General features: G+C 67.0%; 22 protein-coding genes, 2 tRNA genes and 1 pseudogene. 4 read left to right on the top strand and 21 right to left on the bottom strand.

Annotated features, from left to right (window positions below; translation table 11 throughout):
- Positions 1–23: 23 nt before the first annotated feature.
- The 9 genes from A5745_RS01040 to clpX form a co-directional block, all read right to left on the bottom strand.
- Positions 24–425, bottom strand: coding sequence for a DUF4233 domain-containing protein (locus tag A5745_RS01040; RefSeq protein ID WP_076114804.1), 402 nt, complete (start codon positions 423–425; stop codon positions 24–26).
- On the bottom strand, positions 422–1,870 hold the full coding sequence (locus tag A5745_RS01035) for a folylpolyglutamate synthase/dihydrofolate synthase family protein (protein ID WP_076114803.1): 1,449 nt from the start codon (positions 1,868–1,870) through the stop codon (positions 422–424). Before A5745_RS01035 ends, A5745_RS01040 begins: the two co-directional genes overlap by 4 nt.
- On the bottom strand, positions 1,867–4,500 hold the full coding sequence (locus A5745_RS01030; RefSeq protein ID WP_076114802.1) for a valine--tRNA ligase: 2,634 nt from the start codon (positions 4,498–4,500) through the stop codon (positions 1,867–1,869). Before A5745_RS01030 ends, A5745_RS01035 begins: the two co-directional genes overlap by 4 nt.
- A 26-nt stretch (positions 4,501–4,526) precedes the next feature.
- Entirely contained in the window at positions 4,527–5,786 is a 1,260-nt protein-coding gene (locus A5745_RS01025) for a trans-acting enoyl reductase family protein (RefSeq protein WP_076114801.1), read from the bottom strand.
- A gap of 92 nt (positions 5,787–5,878) precedes the next feature.
- A complete protein-coding gene (locus A5745_RS01020; RefSeq protein WP_076057747.1) occupies positions 5,879–6,517 on the bottom strand; it encodes a transglycosylase family protein in 639 nt (212 codons plus the stop codon).
- A 1,093-nt stretch (positions 6,518–7,610) separates the two neighbouring features.
- A complete protein-coding gene (gene mobA / locus A5745_RS01015) occupies positions 7,611–8,228 on the bottom strand; it encodes a molybdenum cofactor guanylyltransferase (RefSeq protein ID WP_076057748.1) in 618 nt (205 codons plus the stop codon).
- Between the two features lies 1 nt (position 8,229).
- Positions 8,230–9,312, bottom strand: a complete 1,083-nt coding sequence (locus A5745_RS01010; protein WP_076057749.1) for a 2-oxoacid:ferredoxin oxidoreductase subunit beta — start codon at positions 9,310–9,312, stop codon at positions 8,230–8,232.
- The gene (locus tag A5745_RS01005; RefSeq protein WP_139329384.1) at positions 9,309–11,270 is read right to left on the bottom strand and encodes a 2-oxoacid:acceptor oxidoreductase subunit alpha; all 1,962 of its coding nucleotides are present in this window, start codon (positions 11,268–11,270) and stop codon (positions 9,309–9,311) included. Before A5745_RS01005 ends, A5745_RS01010 begins: the two co-directional genes overlap by 4 nt.
- Positions 11,271–11,570: 300 nt before the next feature.
- Entirely contained in the window at positions 11,571–12,851 is a 1,281-nt protein-coding gene (gene clpX / locus A5745_RS01000) for an ATP-dependent Clp protease ATP-binding subunit ClpX (RefSeq protein ID WP_076057751.1), read from the bottom strand.
- Between the two features lie 292 nt (positions 12,852–13,143).
- On the opposite strand from clpX, the gene mmuM reads away from it, so the two are divergent.
- Positions 13,144–14,034, top strand: a complete 891-nt coding sequence (gene mmuM / locus A5745_RS00995) for a homocysteine S-methyltransferase (protein ID WP_076114800.1) — start codon at positions 13,144–13,146, stop codon at positions 14,032–14,034.
- Here mmuM and clpP2 read toward each other — a convergent pair.
- The 4 genes from clpP2 to A5745_RS00975 all read right to left on the bottom strand — a co-directional run bounded on the left by clpP2 (position 14,031) and on the right by A5745_RS00975 (position 16,872).
- Positions 14,031–14,666, bottom strand: a complete 636-nt coding sequence (clpP2, locus tag A5745_RS00990; RefSeq protein ID WP_076057753.1) for an ATP-dependent CLP protease proteolytic subunit ClpP2 — start codon at positions 14,664–14,666, stop codon at positions 14,031–14,033. The two genes, mmuM and clpP2, sit on opposite strands and share 4 nt — an antisense overlap.
- The gene (locus tag A5745_RS00985; RefSeq protein WP_076057754.1) at positions 14,663–15,253 is read right to left on the bottom strand and encodes an ATP-dependent Clp protease proteolytic subunit; all 591 of its coding nucleotides are present in this window, start codon (positions 15,251–15,253) and stop codon (positions 14,663–14,665) included. Before A5745_RS00985 ends, clpP2 begins: the two co-directional genes overlap by 4 nt.
- A gap of 116 nt (positions 15,254–15,369) precedes the next feature.
- Positions 15,370–16,764, bottom strand: coding sequence for a trigger factor (gene tig / locus A5745_RS00980; protein ID WP_076114799.1), 1,395 nt, complete (start codon positions 16,762–16,764; stop codon positions 15,370–15,372).
- Positions 16,765–16,795: 31 nt separating this feature from the next.
- Positions 16,796–16,872, bottom strand: a tRNA-Pro gene (locus A5745_RS00975).
- A 133-nt stretch (positions 16,873–17,005) separates the two neighbouring features.
- Here A5745_RS00975 and A5745_RS00970 point away from each other — a divergent pair.
- A tRNA-Gly gene (locus A5745_RS00970) sits at positions 17,006–17,076 on the top strand.
- Positions 17,077–17,107: 31 nt separating this feature from the next.
- Positions 17,108–18,292 carry a serine hydrolase domain-containing protein gene (locus A5745_RS00965; RefSeq protein ID WP_076114798.1) on the top strand — a complete coding sequence of 395 codons (1,185 nt, stop codon included), beginning with the start codon at positions 17,108–17,110 and terminating at the stop codon, positions 18,290–18,292.
- A gap of 54 nt (positions 18,293–18,346) precedes the next feature.
- Here the strand turns inward: A5745_RS00965 and A5745_RS00960 are convergent, their stop codons facing one another.
- Genes A5745_RS00960 through A5745_RS00945 form a run of 4 tightly spaced genes read right to left on the bottom strand, consistent with a single transcriptional unit; the run spans position 18,347 to position 20,605 of the window.
- On the bottom strand, positions 18,347–18,601 hold the full coding sequence (locus tag A5745_RS00960; protein WP_254848473.1) for a hypothetical protein: 255 nt from the start codon (positions 18,599–18,601) through the stop codon (positions 18,347–18,349).
- A 52-nt stretch (positions 18,602–18,653) separates the two neighbouring features.
- The gene (locus A5745_RS00955; protein ID WP_076114796.1) at positions 18,654–19,460 is read right to left on the bottom strand and encodes an Fpg/Nei family DNA glycosylase; all 807 of its coding nucleotides are present in this window, start codon (positions 19,458–19,460) and stop codon (positions 18,654–18,656) included.
- 9 nt (positions 19,461–19,469) lie between these two features.
- A complete protein-coding gene (locus A5745_RS00950; RefSeq protein WP_076114795.1) occupies positions 19,470–19,949 on the bottom strand; it encodes a ribose-5-phosphate isomerase in 480 nt (159 codons plus the stop codon).
- Positions 19,950–19,981: 32 nt separating this feature from the next.
- Positions 19,982–20,605, bottom strand: coding sequence for an Rv2466c family mycothiol-dependent reductase (locus A5745_RS00945; protein WP_076057759.1), 624 nt, complete (start codon positions 20,603–20,605; stop codon positions 19,982–19,984).
- Positions 20,606–20,712: 107 nt separating this feature from the next.
- Between A5745_RS00945 and pepN the strand changes: the two genes are divergently transcribed.
- Positions 20,713–23,304, top strand: coding sequence for an aminopeptidase N (pepN, locus tag A5745_RS00940; protein ID WP_076114794.1), 2,592 nt, complete (start codon positions 20,713–20,715; stop codon positions 23,302–23,304).
- 6 nt (positions 23,305–23,310) lie between these two features.
- Here the strand turns inward: pepN and A5745_RS00935 are convergent, their stop codons facing one another.
- The 4 genes and pseudogenes from A5745_RS00935 to A5745_RS24145 all read right to left on the bottom strand — a co-directional run.
- Positions 23,311–23,778 (bottom strand): DUF5130 domain-containing protein, encoded by a 468-nt coding sequence (locus A5745_RS00935; RefSeq protein ID WP_076057761.1) that lies wholly within the window; start codon positions 23,776–23,778, stop codon positions 23,311–23,313.
- Positions 23,765–23,992: a hypothetical protein gene (locus A5745_RS00930; protein ID WP_076057762.1), complete on the bottom strand. Its 228-nt coding sequence runs from the start codon at positions 23,990–23,992 to the stop codon at positions 23,765–23,767. Before A5745_RS00930 ends, A5745_RS00935 begins: the two co-directional genes overlap by 14 nt.
- A 65-nt stretch (positions 23,993–24,057) precedes the next feature.
- A complete protein-coding gene (locus tag A5745_RS00925; RefSeq protein ID WP_139329383.1) occupies positions 24,058–24,615 on the bottom strand; it encodes an HNH endonuclease in 558 nt (185 codons plus the stop codon).
- Positions 24,593–24,660 (bottom strand): annotated as a pseudogene (locus A5745_RS24145) (globin); the annotation flags it as partial. The pseudogene A5745_RS24145 and the gene A5745_RS00925, both read right to left, overlap by 23 nt.

Here is a 24,660-nt window from a genome sequence, read left to right as displayed (position 1 = left end):
CAGCGTACAGAATGCGGCGGCGATCAGTCGGGTGGCGGCTGGCCCTGCGGCGGTCCATATTGCTGCCGCCGCCTGACCTCGGCACGCAGGTAGGCGATCAGCAGCCACACACCGGCGAACAGCAAACCGATGAAGCCGACGCCGGGGTAGATCAGAAACCCGGCGACAAGCACCGCCTGCACGCCCAGGTTCACCCAAATCGCCCACGGCCTGCGCTGCAGCCCGGTGAGCAGGATCAACAGTGCGGCCAGCCCGATCAGGTAGCCCAGCGACACCGGGTTCAGGCCGCCGCCGACGGCGCCGACCACCGGGATCGCCAGCAGAACCACGATCGCTTCCAGAAGCAGCGTCGCGGCCATCACCGCACCGAAGCTCTTCCACGGATCCGCGGGTGGCACGGGCCCCCGCGGGCTTGGCGCGGTCATTGCGGATCACGACCGAACAACGTGCGCGCGGCGCCGGCCGTGACGACCGATCCGGTGATGACAATCCCGGTGCCGGAGAACGCGCCTCCCTCGGCGTCCCCGAGCGCGGCCGCGTCGTCGACCAGGGCGGTCGCGACGTCGATCGCGTCACGCAGGTCCTCGGCCGTCGTCACGCGCTCCGGGCCGAACCGCGCCCGCGCCGCCACCGCCAGCGATTCGACGTCCAGCGCCCGCGGCGACCCGTTGTGGGTCACCACGACCGAGTCGAACACCGGCTCCAGCGCGGCCAGGATGCCGTCCACGTCCTTGCCCGTCAGCACGCTGAGCACGCCCACGACGAAACGGAATTCGAACTCGTCGGCGAGCGTCCGCGCCAGCGCGGCGGCCCCGGCCGGGTTGTGCGCCGAGTCGATGAATACCGTCGGCGCGCTGCGCATGCGTTCCAGCCGGCCGGGGCTGCTGACCGCGGCGAAGCCGGTCCGGACGGCGTCGATGTCGAGCTGACGCTGCGCGCCGGCGCCGAAGAACGCCTCGACCGCCGCCAGCGCCACCGCCGCATTGTGCGCCTGGTGTTCGCCGTGCAGCGGCAGGAAGACGTCGGAATACACCCCGCCAAGGCCCTGCAGCCGCAACACCTGCCCACCGATCGCCACCTGGCGATCCAACACCGCGAACTCGGAATCCTCCCGGGCGACCGCGGCGTCGGCGCGCACGGATTGGGCCAACAGCACTTCCATCGCCTCGGGCGGCTGCCGGGCGATGACCGCGACGGTGTCGGGCGCGCCGTCGGGCGCCTTGGTGATGATGCCCGCCTTTTCGCCGGCGATCCCGCGGATGTCGTCGCCCAGATAGTCGACGTGGTCGATGTCGATCGGGGTGATGACGGCCACGGGCGCGTCAATCACGTTGGTGGCGTCCCAGCGTCCGCCCATCCCCACCTCGACGACCGCGACCTCGACGGGTGCGTCGGCGAACGCCGCGAATGCCATGCCGGTCAGGACTTCGAACTTGCTCATCGCCGGCCCGCCGGCGGCCCGCGATTGCTCGTCGATCATCTGCACGAACGGCTCGATCTCCCGATACGTCGCCACGTAGCGCGCGGGGCTGATGGGTTCGCCGTCGATCGCGATACGTTCGACCGCCGACTGCAGGTGTGGGCTGGTGGTTCGACCGGTGCGCCGGTGCAGCGCGGTGAGCAGCGCATCGATCATCCGCACCACCGAGGTCTTGCCGTTGGTGCCCCCGACGTGGATCGACGGGTAGCCGCGCTGCGGCGAGCCGAGCAGATCCATCAGCGCGGTGATCCGGGTCAGGCTCGGCTCGATCTTGGTCTCGGGCCAGCGCTGGTCCAGCAGGTGCTCGACCTGCAGCAGTGACGCGATCTCGTCCGGTGTGGGTGCCATGGCGTCGGTTTCGAAGCGCCCTGGTCCCGGCGGCTCGGTCATTGCAGCCCGGCCAGCCTGGCGGTGATCCGTTCGGTTTCCTCTTGGGCTACCCGCTGACGGTCACGGATCTTGCCGACGACCTGTTCGGGGGCCTTGGCCAGAAAGTCGTCGTTGGCCAATTTGGCGGTGGTGGATGCCAGCTCCTTTTGCGCTGCGGCCAAATCCTTTTCGAGACGACGGCGCTCGGCCGCCACGTCGATGGTGCCCGACGTATCGAGTTCGAGCATGTCTGTGCCGGACCCTTGGCGGACCTCCAGCGACGCCGACGGGGTGAAGTCGGGGCCCGGTGCGGTCAGCGAGGTCAGGGCCATCACCTGGGCGCTCAGTTCTCCGCCGCCACTCAAGCGGGCCGACACCTTCTGCCGATCGGCCAGACCTTGATCGCTGCGGAACCGCCGGATCTCGGTGACGAGCTTCTGCATGTCGCTGATCCGTTGCGCGGCAACCGGATCCAGCGCGATACCCGACGGCTGCGGCCATTCGGCGATGACCAGCGACTCCTGATTGGTCAAGGCCTGCCATAGCGCCTCGGTGACGAATGGGATGACCGGGTGCAGCAACCGCAGCAATGTGTCGAGTACCGCGGCCAGCACGGCGGTCGTGTCTGCGAGCCCTTCGGAAAGCTGCGTCTTGGCCAATTCGACATACCAGTCGCAGAATTCGTCCCAGGTGAAGTGATACAGCGACTCGCAGGCCCGGCTGAACTCGTAGCCGTCGAACGCCGAATCGACTTCGGCGCGAACCTCTTCCAGCCTTCCCAGGATCCAGCGGTCGGCGTCGGTCAGGTCGGCGAGATCGGGCAGCGGCGCCGGGCTGGCGCCGTTGAGTAGCGCGAACCGGGTGGCGTTGAACAGTTTGGTGACGAAACTGCGCGAGGCCCGGACGTGATCCTCGCCGACGGCCAGGTCGCTGCCGGGGCTGGAACCGCGCGCGAGCGTAAACCGCAGCGCGTCCGCCCCGAACTTTTCTACCCAATCCAGGGGGTCGACGACGTTGCCGCGCGACTTGCTCATCTTGCGGCCGAACTCGTCACGGATCAGCCCGTGCAGGAACACATCGGTGAACGGCACCTGCGGGCCGCGGCTGCCGTCCACGGTGATCGCGTCGTCACCGCCGACGAATGTGCCGAACATCATCATCCGCGCCACCCAGAAGAACAGGATGTCGTAGCCCGTCACCAGAACGCTTGTCGGATAGAACTTTTCCAGTTCGGCGGTCTTTTCCGGCCACCCCAGCGTCGAGAACGGCCACAGCGCCGACGAAAACCAGGTGTCCAGCACGTCGGGGTCCTGCGCCCAGCCGTCCGGGGGTGTGTCGTCCGGGCCGACGCACACCTGTTCGCCGTTGGGCCCGTACCAGATGGGGATGCGGTGGCCCCACCACAGCTGCCGCGAGATACACCAGTCGTGCATGTCGTCGACCCAGCCGAACCAGCGCGGTTCCATGCTGGCCGGGTGAATCACGGTGTCCCCGTTGCGCACCGCGTCGCCGGCGGCCTTGGCCAACGATTCCACCCTGACCCACCACTGCAGCGACAGCCGCGGTTCGATGATTTCACCGCTGCGCTCCGAATGCCCGACGCTGTGCAGGTACGGCCGCTTCTCTTCGACGATGCGGCCCTGCGCGGCGAGCGCCTCCCGCACCGCGACCCGCGCCTCGAAGCGGTCCATGCCGTCGAACTCGGTTCCGGTGTCGACGATAAAGGCCTTGGTGTCCAAGATGTTTGGCATCGGCAGCTCGTGGCGCAGCCCGATTTCGAAGTCGTTGGGATCGTGCGCGGGCGTGACTTTGACCGCGCCGGTGCCGAATTCGGGATCGACGTGGTCGTCGGCGACGACGATGAGTTGCCGGTCGATGAACGGGTGCGGCAATGTCGTGCCCACCAGATGCCGGTAGCGCTTGTCCTCGGGGTGGACGGCGATCGCGGTGTCGCCGAGCATCGTCTCGACGCGGGTGGTGGCGACCACGATGTGTGGCTCGTCGTCGTCGAGTGACCCGTAACGGAACGAGACCAGCTCGCCCTCGACTTCGTCGTACACGACCTCGATGTCGGAGATCGCCGTCTGCAGGACCGGCGACCAGTTGACCAACCGCTCGGCCCGATAAATCAGCCCGGCGTCGTAGAGCCGCTTGAAGATGGTTCGCACCGCGCGGGACAGGCCGTCGTCCATGGTGAACCGATCGCGACCCCAATCCACCCCGTCACCGATGCGGCGCATCTGGCCGCCGATCGCGCCCCCCGACTCGCGCTTCCAATCCCAGACCTTGTCGATGAACAGCTCTCGACCGAAGTCCTCCTTGGTCTTTCCGTCCACCGCGAGCTGCTTTTCCACCACGCTCTGAGTCGCAATACCCGCGTGATCCATGCCCGGCTGCCACAACACCTCATAGCCCTGCATGCGCTTGCGTCGCGTCAGGGCGTCCATCATGGTGTGTTCCAGCGCGTGACCCATGTGCAGGCTGCCGGTCACGTTCGGCGGCGGCAGCACGATCGAGTACCCGGGTTTGGTGCTGGCCGAGTCCGCCGCGAAGTAGCCCGCGTCCAGCCACTTCTGGTAGATCGCGCTCTCCATTGCGCCCGGCTCCCACGACTTGGGCAGGTCGGCAGGGGAACTAGGACTGGCGGTCACCCGTCAATTCTAGGGATCGGCGCGGGTCACCCAGCCAGCCGGTCGACCCGCAACGACACACCGGCGGCCGGAAACCGCGCCAGCAGGGCATCGCCCATCGCGGCCGCCGGGGTCAGCACGCCCCGCAGGTCGGAGAGCTTGTCGCGATCGAACGCGAGCGCAAGTGCGCTCTCTCCCAATAACACCGAGGTCGCCTTGTAGCCGGGGTCCCCGCGCTGCTCCATTCTGGCCACATAGCGAGCGCCGCCGGTCGTTGTGGTGTACGTCTCAACCTTGTAGTAGCCGCGCTCCCGGGCCTCCGCGCTGGGACCGGTGCCCGGCTCGGGCAGGACCCGCTCCACCAGGCGACGCGGCAGCAGCCGGAAGTAGCGGCTGCCGACCGCGAACATCGCGTTGCCGACGCCGCCGAAGACGGCCGAAGCCACCGGCGCGACAGCCGACGACCCGAGGCTCATGTTCTCGTCATAGCGGAAACGCCGGCCGTAGGCCCAGTCCAGCAATGCGTTGCTGCGCCGCACGATCCGGGTGTTGGTGGGCGCCATCAAGAATCCCGCGGTCCACAGGCCGGCTAGTTCCGGCGCGAGATCCCGGCCGCGACGCGACGGCAGGTCGGGCTGCCGGCCGAGTTCGGGCTCCGCGCCGCGGTCGGTGCTCAACGTGTAGGGGTCGGCGAGCTGGCGGCGCGCGTCGGGGTCGCTGGAGGCGGTGTGCAGGACTTCAAGCAGCGACGCGTAGGTGCCGCCGGAGAATCCGCCCCGTAGGGAGCGCACGACGAAGTGGGTGTCGCCGAGCTCGCCGGTGCCGTCGGCCTGTGCGGCGAGGTGCAGCGCGTAAACGGTCAGATCCGACGGGACGGAATCGAAGCCGCAGGCGTGCACGATGCGGGCGCCGGTGTCGGCGGCCTGCTTGTGGTAGAGGTCGATGCTCTCTCGCATGAACGGCGGCTCGCCGGTCAGGTCCGCGTAATCGGTGCCGGCCGCGGCGCACGCGGCCACCAAGGGCAGCCCGTACCGGGTGTAGGGGCCGACCGTCGTGACGACGACTCGCGTCCGGGCGGCCATCTCCTCCAGCGACGACGGCGACGTGGCGTCGGCGCTCAGGGTCGGCCAGTCCCGCGCGGATGCGCCGAGGGTGTCCCGAACGGCGCGGAGCCGGTCGGGCGACCTGCCGGCCAGCGCGATCCGGGCCTCACCGCCGGCGCGGGCCAGATACTCGGCGGTCAGTTTCCCCACAAAGCCCGTCGCGCCGTACAGGACGATGTCGAATTCGCGCGGCGTTGCGGTCACCGCCCCGACGCTACCCCGACCCGAGATAAGTAATGCCGGGCCTCGGGCCCGGCATTACTTATACGTGTGACGGCGAGGCCGTCGGCCGTTGGTCAGCCGCGGCGGCCGCAGACCGGCCAAGCGCCGATGCCCTGCGAGTGCAGGACGTTCTCGGCCACTCGGATCTGCTCCTCACGGCTGGCGCTGTTCGGGGAGCCCGAGCCACCGTTGGCGTGCCACGTGCTCGACGTGAACTGCAGGCCACCGGAGAAGCCGTTACCGGTGCTGATGCCCCAGTTGCCACCCGACTCGCACTGCGCGATCGCGTCCCAGTTCACGCTGTAAGCCTTGTGAGCCGGAGGCGCGTCCGGAGCCGGAGGCGGGGGCGCGTCCGGAGCCGGAGGCGGCGGTGCGTCCGGTACCGGAGGCATCGGCGGGTTGCCCTCGAAGCCCGCCGGGGCGGGAGGCGGCGGAACCTCAGGTGCCGCAGGCGGCGGCGGAACGTTCGGGTCGAAGCCGGCCGGCGCGTCAACGGGCGCCAAGCCTTCCGGCACCGCGGGCGGCGGCGGAACGTTCGGGTTGAAGCCCACAGGGGCCGCGGCGTCGGGAGCCGGAGGCGGGGGCGCGTCGGGGCCCTGCCCGGCCGGGGGAACGTTCGGGTCAAAGCCCATCGGCTCCGCGTTGGCGGACGGCATCGTCACGAGCGAGCCTGTGATCGCGGCGAGGATGAGCGTCTTACGGACGTTCTTCAATATCGTTCCTTTCGCGGTGCGCGCGCGCCAAAGCAAACCCACAGCCGTGGGTTTGGGGGTGCAGTTGTCCAAGCGGAAAAGTGCTCTGGGACGTGCCGTCTCGTTCGGGCACGACAGCGGGGCTGGTCTGGCCAGCGGGCTAGGGCCCACCGACCGCGGGCCGGCTGTCGCCGCCCGCAGCCCCGCTCACACGCGGGTCCGTGGATTCAATTTTTCGGTACTTCCGTCACCCGTTTCGGGCTACCAGGACCGTACGAGAACCGATTGCATTCGTCATCTTGAGAAAACATGGATCTCAGTTTGGTAACGACGGGATGACGGCGCGATAGCGCAAATAATTTGGCAGGTCAGCAACCATTTATCCCGGCCCACCGGATCGCGATCGCTACCAGGTTTCCGTGAGCCGAATCACGTACATATTGTGAGCTGGAACACGGTTTGCGGCGATGCGCTGGCCCGCGTCGAGGGCACGTGCCGCGCAGGGTACATGGCGCCCGAGTCCAATTGGCGCCCGACACGCGCAACTTGACACAACGTGGACGTATGTAACTTCGAAAGCCGAAGTGTCTCAGCCCAATTGGTGGGCCTATGGTAACGCGGTGGGAGACCACGGGCAAGTGCGCGCACCGACGCCGCCCAATCCGCAGCATCGTCCGTATCGCACGACTTATCCACTGCCCCAACGTTTTTGGTCGCATCCGTCGATCCGGCCCCAGCCACGGCTACGGTCTGACGCCGACCGCCGAGAGTGCGCGTTTCGGGATCGACAATTTTGCGGTACGCGATTTGCCGCTCGAACTCGAGGCGACACACTCCGCGGCGAGCAGGGCCGAACCCGACCTGGTACGATGAACGTCGATGGTCATCCCAAATCGCAACTGCGCCAACGTATTACGGCAGCCTTTAGGAATGGCGCAGGGATATGCTTTTCGAAATGTTTGAGCGCTAACTAGAGGCAATAGTTTCTAACCGGGTCGATATTGCCGATTTCAGAATTCAATGCCATTTGTCAAACCCGAGTAAAGCAATTGTTTCGGCGAAATGAAATAAGCGGACCGATTACGTGGCGCAGTTTTCGAGCTGTCGGCTCGCGTCAGGCTCCGGACCGCGCCAGGGCACGCAGGTCGGCGTCGCTGTTGACATTGGTCAACGGGCGCGAATCCGATGTGACGATTCGCTGCGCGTCCGAAACGTCAACCAGGGCACGCATTTTGCGCTCGCCGGCGGCCACCAGCGCTTCTGCCCGGGCGGCGAGATCGGTCCGGTACACCGCGGCCAGGAAATGATCCCGGCCGTCCCACGGCAACACGACTTCCGCGTTGGTCTCCAGCGCGCGGCGGGCGAGGTCATCGATCAGTTCGGCGTCCAGCAGCGGCATGTCCACGGCGCAGATGAAAGCGAGGCGGGTGCCCGCGTCGGCGGCGGCGCGCAGTGCGCGGGCGGTCGCCGGCAACGGCCCCTGGCCACCCAACTCGTCGCGCATGACGCGGGCCTGCAGCGCGGGCAGCGGTTGTCCCTGCGCGGCCATCACCAAAACCGGCTCGCAGCGCTGCGCGAGGATGCCGACCACGTGCTCAACCATCGTGGTCGCACCGGCGCCCGACGAACCCGGGAAGGGCAGGGTTGCTTTGTCCCGGCCCATCCGCCGCGACTCGCCTCCAGCGAGTACTACCCCGGCCAGTGATACTGCGTCGGGCACGAGCTGGGCCACCTTAGTCGACGGTCCAGGTGTCGCGCCCGCGCAACAGCGACTGCAGCGCGGCGGTGTCGAACGGCTTTGACGACTGAGCGGCACGAACCTGGGAGCGGGCCGCGTCGTCGTACGTGGGCCTGTTGATGTTGCGGAAGATGCCCAGCACCGTGTGCTCGAGGTTCTGGTCCGACAACCGCGACAGCGCGTACCCGTAGGCGGAGTCGTCGGCCTGCGCGTCGTGCACGACGATCTCTTCGACGGCCACGTCGGCGGTCTTGGCCACCTCGAGGCTGAACCCGGACTTCACCACGCAGTATTCGCCGTTGGCGCCGAAGACAATCGGCTCGCCATGGCGCACGTTGATCACCCGCTCCTCGGCGCCCTCCTTGCGCAGCGCGTCGAACGAGCCGTCGTTGAAAATCGGGCAGTCCTGCAGGATTTCAACCACCGCGGCGCCACGATGCTGGGCCGCCGCCCGCAGGACCTCCGTCAGCCCGTTGCGGTCGGAGTCCAGTGCGCGACCGACGAAGGTCGCTTCGGCGCCCAGCGCCAACGACACCGGGTTGAACGGGTGATCCAGGGACCCCATCGGCGTGGACTTGGTGACCTTGCCGACCTCCGACGTCGGCGAGTACTGCCCCTTGGTCAGGCCGTAGATCCGGTTGTTGAACAGCAGAATCGTGATGTTGACGTTGCGGCGCAGCGCGTGGATCAGGTGATTACCACCGATCGACAGGGCGTCGCCGTCGCCGGTGACCACCCATACCGACAGGTCCTCGCGGGCCAGCGCGAGCCCGGTCGCGATGGCCGGGGCCCGGCCGTGGATGGAGTGGAACCCGTAGGTCTCCAGGTAGTACGGGAACCGGCTGGAGCAGCCGATACCGCTGACGAAGACGATGTTCTCCCGACGCAGCCCCAGCTCGGGCAGGAAATTGCGGATGGTGTTGAGGATGACGTAGTCGCCGCAGCCCGGACACCAGCGGACCTCTTGGTCGCTCGTGAAGTCCTTGCCCTTCTGCGGCTGATCCGTCGTGGGCACGCCGTCGTTCTTCGTCAACCTCGGCGTCAACCCGAGGTCTGTGCCCGCTAGGTCGCTCGTCATTCGATAGCTCCCGCTCCAACTGTTGCTGCCGCCATTCTGGCGACCATCGTCTTGTCGTGCTCGATTTCGGCCAATGTTCCGCCCAGCGCCGCGCGGATGACGCGCCCGATCTCGTCGGCCAGGAACGACACGCCCTGGACCTTGGTGACCGATTGCACGTCGACCAGATACTTGCCGCGCAGGATCAGCGCCAGCTGGCCCAGGTTCATTTCCGGCGCGACCACCTTCGGGTAGCGCCGCAGCACCTCGCCGAGGTTCGCGGGGAACGGGCTGAGGTGGCGCAGGTGGGCATGCGCGACCTTGATGCCCTTGCGCCGCGCGCGACGGCACGCTTCGCCGATCGGGCCGTAGGAGCTGCCCCAACCGATCAGCAGCAGCTCGGCGTCGCCGGTCGGGTCGTCGACTTCCAAGTCGGGAACGGAGATGCCGTCGATCTTGGCCTGGCGCAACCGGACCATGAGGTCGTGGTTGATCGGCTCGTAGGAGATGTTGCCGCTGCCGTTCGCCGCTTCCAAACCGCCGATGCGGTGTTCCAGTCCCGGTGTGCCCGGAACGGCGAACTGGCGCGCCAGGGTCTCCGGGTCGCGGTTGTACGGCTGGAAGGGTTCGTCCGGCTTGGCGAAGATGTGCTTGATCGGCTCCAGCGACCCGACATCCGGAATCCGCCACGGCTCAGAGCCGTTCGCGATCGAGCCGTCGGACAACAGGATCACCGGGGTGTGATACGACACCGCGATGCGCACCGCCTCGAGGGCGGTCTCGAAACAGTCGGACGGCGAGCGCGGCGCCAGCACCGCCACCGGCGACTCCCCGTTACGGCCGTACAACGCCTGCAGCAGGTCGGCCTGTTCGGTCTTGGTGGGCAGCCCGGTCGACGGTCCGCCTCGCTGCACATCGATGACCAGCAATGGCAATTCGGTCATCACACCCAGCCCCAGCGCTTCGGACTTCAGCGAAATCCCCGGTCCCGATGTGCTGGTGACGCCCAGCGCCCCGCCGTAGGAGGCGCCGATCGCCGCGCAGATGCCACCGATCTCGTCTTCGGCCTGGAAGGTGATCACGTTGAAGTTCTTGTGCTTGGACAGCTCGTGCAGGATGTCCGATGCCGGCGTGATCGGATAGCTGCCGAGCACCACCGGGATGCCCGCCAGCTGCCCGGCCGCCACGATGCCGTAGGCGAGCGCGGTGTTGCCCGAGATCTGCCGGTATTCACCGGCCGGCAAGGTCGCGCGGGAGACCTCGTAGGTGGTGCCGAACGCCTCGGTCGTTTCGCCGTAGTTCCAGCCCGCCTTGAGGGCGAGCACGTTGGCCTCCGCGACGTCGGGCTTGCGGGCGAACTTCTCCCGGATGAATTTCTCGCTGGCCTCGATCGGGCGCCCGTACATCCACGACAAAAGGCCAAGGGCGAACATGTTTTTCGCGCGTTGGCCGTCCTTCTTCGACGCCCCGATCGTCTCGACGGCCCCGAGGGTCAGGTTGGTCATCGCAACGGAGTGCACGACGTAGTCGTCGAGCTCGTCGGACTCCAGCGGGTTGGTTACGTAGCCCACTTTCGTCAGGTTGCGCTTGGTGAATTCGTCGGAATTCGCGATCACCATTCCGCCGCGCGGCAGGTCGCCGATGTTGGCCTTCAGCGCCGCGGGGTTCATGGCGACGAGCACGTCCGGTCGGTCGCCGGCGGTCAAGATGTCGTAATCGGCGATCTGAATCTGGAACGACGAGACGCCGGGCAGCGTGCCTGCGGGGGCGCGGATCTCCGCGGGGTAGTTCGGCTGAGTCGCCAAGTCGTTTCCGAAAAGCGCTGCCTCCGACGTGAACCGGTCGCCGGTCAGCTGCATACCGTCGCCGGAGTCTCCGGCGAAGCGGATGACAACTTGTTCCAGCCGCTGACGGTCGGACCCGTTATGACGGATCTCGCTATGAGAATCTGATCCGGCTCCGCTGCCGTTCGGATCCACGTCTCCGCCCTCCATTTGTCAATCGGATAGGCACTCCACTGGAGCTTTAGGGTACGCGCCGGTGGAGTGACTCCCGTGCCCTGAAGCTTGTGTGTCACTGGTAGTACCAATTATGGCACCGGTTTTCGGCGAGGATGACCGTCTCATATCCCTCGCACGCAGGGGGTTTGGGGCCAATGCCGAAGTCAGCGGGGTGCTACTGATGGGTACGACACAAACTGTGTTGTTCGTCACGTCGGTGGGGTTCCGCGAAGCCATGACCGGCAAACCGCCGGGCGCCATGAATGTTGAACTGGTGGCCTACGCGCTCTTGTCGCGACGCTCGGCGCGCGAAGCCTTTCGCGGCACGATCGTCGGCAACACGTTGTCCTGCACGGTTTCCTTGGTGACGACAACCTTGGCGACGTCGTCGCGGCTCGGGATGTCGTACATCACCGGCAGCAGGACCTCTTCCATGATCGCCCGCAGGCCGCGGGCGCCCGTGCCGCGGTGGATGGCCTGATCGGCGATTGCCTCCAGCGCGTCGTCGGTGAACTCCAGCTCGACGCCGTCCATCTCGAAGAGCCGGGTGTACTGCTTGACCAAGGCGTTCTTCGGTTCGGACAGGATCTTCACCAACGACTCCATGTCCAGGTTGGTGACCGAGGCGACCACCGGGAGCCGGCCGATGAATTCGGGGATCAGACCGAACTTGATCAGGTCCTCGGGCATCACGTCGGCGAAGTGGTCGGTGGTGTCGATCTCGGCCTTGGAGCGGACCTCGGCACCGAAGCCCAGTCCGCGCTTGCCGACCCGCTCGTAGATGATCTTCTCCAGGCCGGCGAACGCACCCGCGACGATGAACAGCACGTTGGTGGTGTCGATCTGGATGAACTCTTGGTGCGGGTGCTTGCGGCCGCCCTGCGGGGGAACCGACGCCTGCGTGCCCTCGAGGATTTTCAGCAGCGCCTGCTGCACGCCCTCCCCGGAGACGTCGCGGGTGATCGACGGGTTCTCGCTCTTGCGCGCGATCTTGTCGACCTCGTCGATGTAGATGATCCCGGTCTCGGCGCGCTTGACGTCGTAGTCGGCGGCCTGGATCAGTTTCAGCAAGATGTTTTCGACATCCTCACCGACATAGCCGGCCTCGGTCAGCGCTGTGGCGTCGGCGATGGCGAACGGCACGTTCAGCATCTTGGCCAGCGTCTGGGCCAGGTAGGTCTTGCCGCACCCGGTGGGTCCGAGCATCAGGATGTTGGACTTGGTCAGCTCGACCGGCTCGTACCGGGAGTCACGACCCTTCTCGCCCGCCTGGATCCGCTTGTAGTGGTTGTAGACCGCGACCGCCAGCGTTCGCTTGGCGGTGTCCTGCCCGATGACGTATCCCTCCAGGAATTCCCGGATCTCGGCGGGCTTGGGCAGTTCGTCGAGCTTGACGTCGTCGGCGTCGGCGAGTTCCTCTTCGATGATCTCGTTACAGAGATCGATGCACTCATCGCAGATGTACACACCGGGGCCAGCAATGAGCTTCTTGACTTGCTTTTGGCTCTTCCCGCAGAACGAGCACTTCAGCAGGTCACCGCCGTCTCCGATGCGCGCCATGGTGCTTAGGTGCCTACTTCCTGTTCGCCGTTCGTCGTCCTGTGCCGCATGTAATCCCCGACGCTACCCGCTTGCTCGGGCCCCTCGCGACCGTTAGCGCCGAATCGCGTCGGTGGTATTCAATGCCTGTCCGTCTGAATGAAACATATAGCCCGATGACGCCGGTCACTCGTCAAAGACGCGCATAGCGTGTCTTTGGCGTGTCGCGGTCGTTACCCGACCGAGGCTTGTGCGCCCCCGAACCCGGTGGTTTTCTGGCTGACCACCAGGCAACCCACCCTACAGTGGCGGTGTGGGTTTGGCTGTGGGATTTACCTGGCCCAGCGAATCCGTGCTGATCAGTGATGGCGGCTTAGCCACCGAGCTGGAGGCGCGCGGTCACGACCTGTCCGACCCGCTGTGGTCGGCGCGGCTGCTGGCCGATGACCCGGGGCAGATCGCCGCGGTACACGCGGCGTACTTTCGCGCCGGCGCCTCGATCGCGACGACCGCCAGCTACCAGGCTTCGTTCGACGGTTTCGCGGCCCGCGGGGTCGCCCGCGGCGAGGCCGTCGCGCTGTTGCGCCGCAGCGTCGATCTCGCCAAGGCCGCGCGTGACGCGGCCGGTGCCGAGAACCTTTGCGTCGCCGCCTCGGTCGGACCGTACGGCGCGGCGCTGGCCGACGGGTCGGAATATCGCGGCCGCTACGGAATGTCGGTCGCGGCGCTGATGCGCTGGCATCGTCCCCGGCTGGAGGTCCTGGCCGGCGCCGGGGCCGACGTGCTCGCGTGCGAGACGGTGCCCGACATCGACGAGGCCGAGGCACTGGTGAACCTGGTGCGCTCGGTCGGCGTGCCGGCCTGGCTCAGCTACACCATCGACGGGACGAAGACCCGCGCCGGACAACCGCTCGCCGACGCGTTCGCGGTGGCCGCCGGCGTCGACGAGATCGTCGCGGTCGGCGTGAATTGCTGTGCGCCCGACGATGTTCTCGCCGCCATCGCGATCGCCGACATCGGCAAGCCGATCATCGTGTACCCGAACAGCGGCGAGCGTTGGGACGGCAAGGGTTGGACCGGGCCGCGCAGCTTTTCCGCGCAATGCGCCGCGCAGTGGGCGGCGGGGGGCGCGCGCATCATCGGCGGATGCTGCCGGGTTAGGCCAGCCGATATCGCGGAGTTGGCGACCGTGCTCGACCGCTAGGCCGTTTGAGCCGAGAGCTTCCGGTACTCCAGAACGGTGTCGATGATCCCGTAGTCCTTGGCCTCTTCCGCGGTCAGGATCTTGTCCCGGTCGGTGTCCTTACGAATCACCGAGGCGTCCTTGCCGGTGTGGCGGGCCAGCGTCGTCTCCATCAGCGTGCGCATCCGCTCGATCTCGGCGGCCTGGATCTCCAGATCGGAGAACTGGCCCTGGATGACACCCTGAAGAGACGGCTGATGGATCAGCACCCGTGCATTCGGCAGCGCCATCCGCTTACCCGGCGTCCCGGCCGCCAGCAGCACCGCCGCCGCCGAAGCGGCCTGACCCAGACACACCGTCTGGATGTCGGCCCGCACGTACTGCATGGTGTCGTAAATCGCCATCAGCGAGGTGAACCCCCCACCCGGGGAGTTGATGTACATGGTGATGTCGCGATCGGGATCCAATGACTCCAGCACCAGCAGCTGCGCCATGATGTCGTTCGCCGACGCGTCATCGACCTGGACGCCGAGGAAGATGATGCGTTCCTCGAAGAGCTTGTTGTACGGGTTGGATTCCTTGACGCCGAAGCTGGAGTGCTCGATGAACGACGGCAGGATGTACCGCGCCTGGGGCTGGATCTGGGGATTCATTGGGCTTCTCCGTTGGTGAGGTGTGCGGCGCGGGTGATGATGTGGTCGACGAAGCCGTACTCGAGGGCTTCGGCGGCGGTGAACCACCGGTCGCGATCGGAGTCGGTCACGATGCGCTCGACCGGCTGGCCGGTGAACTCGGCGATCAGCCGAAACATTTCCTGCTTGATCAGCGTGAACTGCTCGGCCTGGATGGCGATGTCGGCCGCGCTGCCGGTCACCCCGCCCAGCGGCTGGTGCATCAGGATCCTGGCGTGCGGCAGGGCGTAGCGCTTGCCCTTGGTGCCCGCGGCGAGCAGGAACTGTCCCATCGAAGCGGCCATGCCCATCGCGTAGGTGGCGATGTCGCACGGAGCCAGGACCATGGTGTCGTAGATCGCCATCCCGGCACTGATCGATCCGCCGGGTGAATTGATGTACAGCGAAATGTCTTTGGTGGAGTCTTCGGCCGCGAGCAACAGAATCTGCGCGCACAGCCGATTGGCGATTTCGTCGTTCACCTCCGAACCCAGGAAGATGATGCGCTCGGTGAGCAAGCGCTCATAGACCGAGTCCGTGAGGTTGAGACCCTGCGAGTTCGAACGCATGTCAGTCACGACTGGGTTACCTGCTTTCTCGAAATCCGTATGCACCGACACTAACCAACGGGGCCCGCTGCGCGCTGGCCACGCACCCCTTGAAACGGGCGCGTTCGCTCACAGCGTCATTCCTCGGCTTCGTCCGAGGCCTCGGGCGCGTCGTCGGCGCCCTCATCCGTGGCCTTTTCGGTGGCCTGGCCGCGCTTGCCAAAGAACTCGCTGGTGTCGATCGCGTTGCCCTCGGTATCGGTGACCGTCGCCGCCTCGACCGCCGCGGCGATGGCCAGGCCGCGCCGCACATCGGCGAACATGGCCGGCAGCTGGTTGTTCTCCTGGAGGTAGGCGAACAGCTGCTGCGGCTCGATGCCGTATTGCCGAGACGTCATCACCAGTCGCTCGGTCAGGTCGTCCTGCCCGACCTGGACCTCCAAGTCGTCGGCCAGCGCATCCAGCAGCAGCTGCTTGCGCAGCTCGGTTTCCGCGGCGTCGCGCGTCTCGGTCTCGAACTCCTCACGCGACTTGCCCTGAGCGGCGAGCACCTCGTCCAACTTGGTTTGGTCGTGATCCAGACCGTGCAGCGCGCCGTGCATCGCGTTGTCGAACTGGGCCTGGACGACCGCCTCCGGCAGGGGCACGTCAACCTGGTCGAGCAGTGCGTCCAGCGTGGCGTTGCGGATCTGGTCGGCCTGCTGGGCGCGCTTGAGCTGGGCCACCTGGTCGCGGAGGTTGGACCGCAGCTCCTCGATGGTGTCGAATTCGCTTGCCAATTGGGCAAACTCGTCGTCGGGCTCCGGCAGTTCGCGTTCCTTGACGGACTTGACGGTGACGGTGACCTGCGCGTCCTTTCCGGCATGCTCGCCGGTTGCCAGCTGCGCGGTGAACTCCTTGGACTCGTCGACGGACAAACCGACCAGTGCCTCGTCGAGGCCCGCGATGAGCCGGCCGGAGCCGACCTCGTGCGATAGTCCCTGCGCGGCGGCGCCCGGAACGTCCTTGCCGTCGACGGTCGCCGACAAGTCGATCGAAACGAAGTCGCCGTCGGCCACCGGCCGGTCCACCCCTTTCAGGGTGCCGAACCTGGCACGCAGCGACTGGAGTTCGGCATCGACGTCGTCGTCGCTGACCTCGATCGGATCCACCGAGACCTGCAGCGCGCTCAGGTCCGGAAGGGTGATCTCGGGACGGATGTCGACCTCGGCGGTGAACGCCAGCTCCTGGCCGTACTCCTTCTTGGTCACCTCGATGTCGGGCTGGCCCAGGGGATGGACTTCCGACTCCGCGACGGCCTGCCCGTAGCGGGCGGGCAGCGCCTCGTTGACGACCTGGTCGAGCATCGCCTCCCGGCCGAAACGGGCCTCCAGCAACTTCGCGGGCGCCTTACCGGGCCGGAAACCCGGTAGCCGCACCTGCCTGGCCAGCTCCTTGTAAGCCCGCTGGAAATCGGGCTCGAGCTCGGTGAACGGCACTTCGACATTGATGCGCACCCGGGTGGGGCTCAACTGCTCGACACTGCTCTTCACGGGGTGTGCTCCTCGGTGGTCGTTTGCGGTCTGGTCGGGGTGACAGGATTTGAACCTGCGGCCTTCCGCTCCCAAAGCGGATGCGCTACCAAGCTGCGCTACACCCCGCGCTGACCTCGCGATCCTACGGCCCGGCGGCGCCGGCTTCGCAGCGACCTCACGACCTCACGGTGCGATAACAGACCCGCTTCGATTAGATTTGATGTTCGTCGCCAGATACAGTCTCGCTCGACTTATATATGCGGGCGTAGCTCAATGGTAGAGCCCTAGTCTTCCAAACTAGCTACGCGGGTTCGATTCCCGTCGCCCGCTCTGCTGGGCAAATGCTCGACAGAAAGGCGCCATGAGCGACGTCGATATCAAGGGCTCATGCGCGCCGGACTTCGTCGGCGTACGCGATGCGTTTGCGCGCAACTTCGCGATGCGCCTCGAGGTCGGCGCGGCCGTTGCCGTCTGGGTCGACGGCGACCTCGTTGTCAACCTCTGGGGCGGCTCGGCCGACGCGGCGGGCACCCGCCCGTGGCGGCAGGACACCCTGACCACCGTGCTCTCGGGCACCAAGGGCCTTTCGTCCACGTGCGTCCATCAGCTTGCCGACCGCGGCGAGCTGGACCTGCACGCGCCGATAGCCCGCTACTGGCCCGAGTTCGCGCAGGCGGGCAAGCAGGACATCACCCTGGCCATGGTGATGGGCCACCGGTCCGGCGTGATCGGGCCGCGCACCCGAATGCTTTGGGAGCAGGTCGCCGACTGGGACTTTGTCTGCGAGCAGTTGGCCGCCGCGGAACCGTGGTGGGAGCCGGGCACCGCCCAGGGCTACCACATGACCACCTTCGGTTTCATCGTCGGCGAGGTGTTCCGCCGGATCACCGGTCGCACGATCGGTCAGTACCTGCGCACCGAGATCGCCGAACCGCTCGGCGCCGACGTCCACATCGGCCTGTCCCCCGGCGAACAACGCCGCTGCGCCGAGCGGGTCAACAAGCCCCACGCCCGCGGCCTGTTGGCCGACGTGCAGGCCCCCGGCTACCCGACCAGCCTGGCCGAACATCCCAAGGCGGGATTGTCGATCTCGATGGGTTTCGCGCCCGACGACGAACTCGGCTCCCACGACCTGCAGCTGTGGCGCCAGCTCGAGTTCCCCGGCACCAACGGTCAGGTGTCGGCGCTGGGACTGGCCACGTTCTACAATGCGCTGGCCCAGGAGAAGCTGCTCAGCAGGGAGCACATGGACCTGGTCCGCGTGTGCCAGGGCGGCTACGAGACCGATCTGGTGCTCGGACCACGCGTCGCCGATCACGGGTGGGGCCTGGGGTACATGCTCAATCAACGCGGCGTAAACGGCCCGAACCGCCGGATCTTCGGCCACGGAGGGCTGGGGGGCTCGTTCGGCTTCGTCGATCTGGAGCACCGCATCGGCTACGCGTATGTGGCGAATCGCTTCGACGCCACCAAGTCCAATGCGGACCCGCGCAGCCTCGCGCTCAGCAACGAGGTCTACGCGGCGCTGGGAGTCACCGCGGACTGACGCGCCAACGACAAACGCGCCCCGCCGTATCGGCAGGGCGCGTTTTGGTGGATCTCAGGGGTGCCAGGCGGGTGGCGGTGGCGGCGGCGGTGGCACCTCCCAAGGACGGTCGGGTGGCGCCGCGCGCCAGTCATGGCAATTGTTCCAGTCCCAGTTGTTGCCCCAGCCCGGGTCCCAGAATTCACCCGGGCACCATTGCGGGAAGGGTCCCGATTGCGCCTGAACGTCGGTCGCGGCGCCCACTCCGGCCAGCCCGAGGCCGACGATCATCGCGAAAAGCGTTGCAGTTGTCCGCGGAGTTGTCTTCACGCCGCCACCCTTACCCTTTCGAGAGGAAGTCCAACCAGTAGACGCCGGCCGGTCATGTTTGACAAGTGGGGCACCAGAACACGTTTCGGCCCTCCAGCACTGCGGTGCGGATCGGGTCCCCGCTCACTCGGCAGGGTTCACCGGCGCGCCGGTACACGTATGTCCGCGGCCGCCCTTGCCGGTAGGACGGCGGGCCGTGGTCGTGTTCGGGCCGCACCACGATGATCTTGCCGCGGCGCAGGCCGACCTTCATCAGGGCCACCAAATCGGTCCACGCAGCCCCGAATTCGGCCTCGCCGAGCTTCTGGCCGGGCCGGAATGGGTCGATGCGGTGGCGGAACAGCAACTCGCTGCGGTAGACGTTGCCGACGCCGGCGATAACCGTCTGGTCCATCAATAGCGCGCCAATGGGCCTGCGGGACTTCGTAATTCGGGTCCATGCCCAGGACGGGTCGGCGTCGGCGCGCAGCGGGTCGGGACCGAGCTTGGCGACCACATCCGCGACCTGTGCTTCGTCGATCAGCTCGCACACCGTCGGGCCGCGCAAGTCGGTGCCGTAGTCGGCGCCGACCATCCGCATCCGCACCTGCCCCACGGCTTCCGGGAGCGTGCCGTCGGCGGGGCGCTCCCATTCGGTGAAGGTGCCATAGAGACCAAGGTGCACGTGCACGATTGGGCCGTCGGCGTAGTGATGGAACAGGTGCTTGCCCCAGGCGCTGGCGCGGCGCAGCACCCGGCCGTCGACGACGGCCGCCGAATCGGCGAATCGGCCCTGCGGGCTGGACACCGCCACGGGTGCGCCGCGGAATCGACGCTGATGCAGCCGCGCCAACCGGTGCAGGGTATGCCCTTCGGGCACCGGACTCCCTCAGCCCTGGGCGCCGGGCACCGGCGGCGCTTGGTGAGTGCGTTCGTATTCGGCGAGAATGTCGATACGTCGTTGGTGGCGTTCGGCTTTCGACCACGGCGTGTTCAGGAAGGCGTCCACGATGGCCAACGCCTCGGCAACGGTGTGCATGCGGCCACCGATGCCGATCAACTGCGCGTTGTTGTGTTCCCGGGCCAGCGTCGCGGTCTCGACGCTCCACGCCAGGGCGCAGCGTGCGCCGGGGACCTTGTTGGCCGCGATCTGCTCGCCGTTGCCCGATCCGCCCAGCACGATGCCGAGGCTGTCGGGGTCCGCCACCGTGCGCGTCGCGGCGGCGATGCAAAACGCGGGGTAGTCGTCGTCCGCGTCGTAGCTGAAGGCACCGCAGTCGATCGGCTCGTGCCCGGACTTCTCGAGGTGCTCGACGATCTGTTGTTTGAGCTCGAATCCCGCGTGATCAGAGCCGAGGTAAACGCGCATGCCCGCAATCCTTACACAGGCCCGCGCGGGGGTCAGTCGAACTGGGGCGGCTCGGTGCGGGTCCGCTTGAGCTCAAAGAAGTGTGGGTAGGACGCGAAGGTCACCGAGGCGTCCCACAGCTTGCCGGCCTCCTCGCCGCGCGGGATCTTCGACAGGACCGGCCCGAAGAACGCCACACCGTTGACGTGGATCGTCGGCGTCCCGACATCGTCACCGACCGCGTCCATCCCGGCATGGTGACTCTTGCGCAGCGCGTCGTCGTAGGCGTCGCTCTGCGCGGCCTTGGCAAGCTCGGCGGGCAGATCGGCGTCAGCAAGCGACAACTTGATGACCTCTTCGAGGTCTTTGTTGTCCTCGTTGTGAATCCGAGTACCCATCGCCGTGTACAGCCGGCCCAACGCGTCCGCCCCGTGGGCCTGCTCGGCGGCGATCGCCACGCGCACCGGGCCCCAGGCATGCTTCATCATTTCGCGATATTTGTCGGGCAGGCCTTCGCGGTTTTCGTTGAGTATCGCCAGGCTCATGACGTGGAAGTTCACCTCGATGTCGCGAACCTTCTCCACCTCGAGGATCCAGCGCGACGTGATCCAGCACCACGGACACAGCGGATCGAACCAGAAATCGGCTTGGTTTTTCTCGGCGGCCTTCTCGGGCATTGCGCAATCCTCTCGTCAACGGTTAGAACACCGTCCAGCACAACCGTAGTCGGCACTCGCCTGTTCCCGCTCTGCGGCGCCGGGCCCGCACGCTTTAAGTTGGACGCGTGGCCCTACCTAACCTCACCCGGGACCAGGCCGTCGAGCGCGCCGCCCTGATCACGGTCGACAGCTATCAGATCAACGTCGATCTCACCGACGGTTCCGGCGCCCCCGGCGAAGGTACGTTCCGGTCCACCACCACCGTGGTATTCGACGCGCTCGCCGGCGCCGACACGGTCATCGACATCGCCGCCGAGGTCATCCACAGCGCCACCCTCAACGGCCGCGAACTGGACGTGTCGGGCTATGACGAATCGACCGGCATCGCGTTGAACGGACTGGCCGACCGCAATGTCGTCGTCGTCGACGCCGATTTCCGCTACTCCAACACCGGCGAGGGGCTGCATCGCTTCGTCGACCCGGTGGACGACGAGACGTATCTGTACTCGCAATTCGAAACCGCCGACGCCAAGCGCGTGTTCGCCTGCTTCGACCAGCCCGACCTCAAGGCGACGTTCGCGTTGCAAGTGACCGCGCCGAAGCATTGGAAGGTGATCTCCAACGGCGCGACCACCGGCGTTGCCGACGGCGTGCACACCTTCGCCACCACTCCGCGGATGAGCACCTATCTGGTCGCGTTGATCGCCGGGCCGTATGCCGAGTGGAAGGACGCCTACGCCGACGAACACGGCGAGATCCCGCTGGGCATCTACTGCCGGGCCTCGCTGGCGCCATACATGGACGCCGAGCGGTTGTTCACCCAGACCAAGCAGGGCTTCGGCTTCTACCACAGGAACTTCGGCCTGCCGTATGCGTTCGGCAAGTACGACCAGCTGTTCGTGCCCGAATTCAACGCCGGCGCAATGGAAAACGCCGGCGCGGTGACGTTCCTCGAGGACTATGTCTTTCGCAGCAAGGTCACCCGCGCATCCTACGAGCGGCGCGCCGAGACGGTGCTGCACGAGATGGCGCACATGTGGTTCGGGGATCTGGTCACCATGACATGGTGGGACGACCTGTGGCTGAACGAGTCGTTCGCGACGTTCGCGTCGGTGTTGTGTCAAAGCGAGGCCACCGAATTCACCGAGGCCTGGACGACTTTCGCCACCGTCGAGAAATCCTGGGCGTACCGCCAGGACCAGCTGCCCTCGACACACCCGATCGCCGCGGACATCCCCGACCTGGCCGCGGTCGAGGTGAACTTCGACGGAATCACCTACGCCAAGGGCGCTTCGGTGCTCAAGCAGCTGGTGGCCTACGTCGGGCTGGAGCAGTTCCTGGCCGGGCTGCGCGACTATTTCCGCACCCATGCCTACGGCAATGCCACGTTCGGGGATCTGATCGCCGCGCTGGAGAAGGCCTCCGGCCGCGACCTGTCGACGTGGGGCCAGCAGTGGCTGAAAACCACCGGCCTGAACACGCTGCGCGCGGATTTCGACTTGGACGGCCCGGGCCCTAAGGGCAGGTTCACCCGGTTCGTGGTGCAGCAGGGTGGCGCCGCGCCGGGCGCTGGCGAGACGCGGGTGCACCGGCTGGCGGTCGGCATTTACGACGACGACGGGGCCGGCAAGCTGGTGCGGATACACCGGGAGGAACTCGACGTCGACGGCCCTGACACGGAAGTTCCTGCGCTGGTTGGTGTTTCGCGCGGCAAGCTGATTCTGGTCAACGACGACGACCTGACCTACTGCTCGCTGCGACTGGACCCGCAGTCGCTGCGGACCGCGCTGGAACGCATCGCCGACATCACCGAGCCGCTGCCGCGCTCGCTGGTGTGGTCGGCGGCGTGGGAGATGACCCGCGAGGCCGAGCTGCGGGCCCGTGACTTCGTGGCGCTGGTATCGCGCGGCGTGCACGCCGAAACGGAGGTCGCGGTGTTGCAGCGGCTGCTGATGCAGGCGCAGACGGCGCTGACCTCCTACGCCGACCCGGCCTGGGCCCACGCGGACGGCTGGGCGCAGTTCGCCGACCGGCTGCTGGAGTTGGCGCGGGCCGCGGAGCCCGGATCGGATCAACAGCTCGCGTTCCTCAACGCGCTGTGCACGTCGGTGCTGTCCCCCCGGCATGTCGAGGCGCTGGCCGATCTGCTCGACCGCGACCCCGCCGAACTCGGGTTGGCCGGCCTGCAGATCGACACCGACCTGCGTTGGCGCATCGTGATCGCGTTGGCCACCGCCGGCAAGATCGATGCCGACGGGCCGGCGACGCCGTTCATCGACGCCGAGGTTCAGCGCGACCCCACCGCGGCCGGCAAACGCCACGGCGCCCAGGCCGCCGCCGCCCGGCCTCAACCGCAGGTCAAGGAGCAGGCGTGGACCACGGTGGTCGAGGACGACACCATGGCCAACATCACGGCCCGCTCGATCATCGCGGGCATCGCGCCGCCGGGCCAGCACGCGCTGCTCAAGCCGTTCACCGAGCGCTACTTCGACGCGATTCCCGGAGTTTGGACGCGACGTTCCAGCGAGGTCGCCCAAACCGTGGTGATCGGGCTGTACCCGCACTGGGATATCAGCGAGGAGGGTGTTGCGGCCGCCGACCGGTTCCTGCAAGTCTCCGACGTGCCGCCGGCACTGCGCCGGCTGGTGCTGGAGGGCCAGGCGGGGATCAAGCGGTCGCTGCGGGCCCGCCGCTTCGACAGTTCCGCGGGCGAGTAGCGAGCGTCAGGCCGGCGATATCCCGGCGCTGAGCACGCGGATCGCGCTGACGAGCCCGTCGACCAGGTTCCCCTGCTTGAACGCCGACGCCGCGGCGGCCACTCCCAGCGGTGCGGCCGACTCGGCACCGCGCCCGCGGACCTGGGCGCCGTAGACGACCTCGATGACGGACTGGTCTGGCGAGACCGCGAGCAAGACCGCGTTGTTGGGCGTGGGCACCTTGGCCAGAATTTCGCGGGCCCGCGCGGCGGTGTCGCTGCCCAGGTCGCCGAGATAGATGGCGAACCGCGCCATCGAGGACCGCGACGCGTATTTCAGCGCGTCGTCGATGGCGACGAGGTCTTTGATCGGGAACGGGTAGTGCACCGACACCGTCCCGGGCTCGATCACCCCCGAGATGCGTCCGCTGGTGGTGATCACCGAGCCCTTGGGCAGCTCCGCGGGCTCGATCGTCGCTACCTCACCACGTGCCACTGGCGCCACCCCCAACCGAGAACTCCGACGTGCCATGCCCGCCGTGCTCGCCGCCGACGGCTTCGTCGGTGGCGGCCCACAGGATGGGCGGATGTGTCCACGGCTCCGACATCTTGTACGTCGCCGGGTGCGGGCCCTTGTGCCTCCAGATCAGCCCGACGAGCACGATCACCAGCGACAACGGGATCCCGATGAACAACAGATGGATCTGCATAACGCTCACGACGCAAACCGTATCCCACGGCGCGACGAACCCGCGCATTCAGGACCCAAGTTGGGTCAGGCGGCGCCTTCCCCGAGGTATCGAGCCCAGGCGGGATCCAATTCCTTGACGGTGGACAGCAATCGCCAGTGCTGTCCCGTGGGCGGCACCGGCGCGCGTCGCAGCGCCCAGCCGAGTTCGGTGAGCAGCTTGTCGCCCTTGCGGTGGTTGCACGTCGAGCAGCACGCGACGCAGTTCTCCCAGGAGTGGTCGCCGCCGCGGCTGCGTGGCACCACGTGATCGACGGTGTCGGCCTTCGCCCCGCAGTAGGCGCAGCAGAAACGGTCGCGGTGCATCAGCGCGGCGCGGGTCATCGGGACGCGGGCGCGGTACGGCACCCGGACGTAGGTGCGCAACTGGATGACCGACGGCACCACGATTGACCTGGTCGCCGAGTGGATCACCGGTCCGGCGGGATCGTGGTGCACGACATCGGCCTTGCCGCAGATCACCATGACGATCGCCCGGCGCATCGGCAGCGCGGTCAACGGCTCGTAGGTGGAATTCAGCAGCAGGACCCGCCGACGACTCCAGATCGACGCGCTCTCGTGGCGAGTGGGCTGCCATTTCCAGATAGTCGAGCAACTCCCGGCGGTGCTCGTCGTCGAGGGTCTGCGAGT

It is taken from the genome of Mycobacterium sp. IS-2888 (assembly GCF_001954215.1).
In the GTDB taxonomy this organism is placed as follows: domain Bacteria; phylum Actinomycetota; class Actinomycetes; order Mycobacteriales; family Mycobacteriaceae; genus Mycobacterium.
Note: the sequence above shows the minus strand (reverse complement) of the source record. Positions and strands in the feature narration are given on the sequence as shown.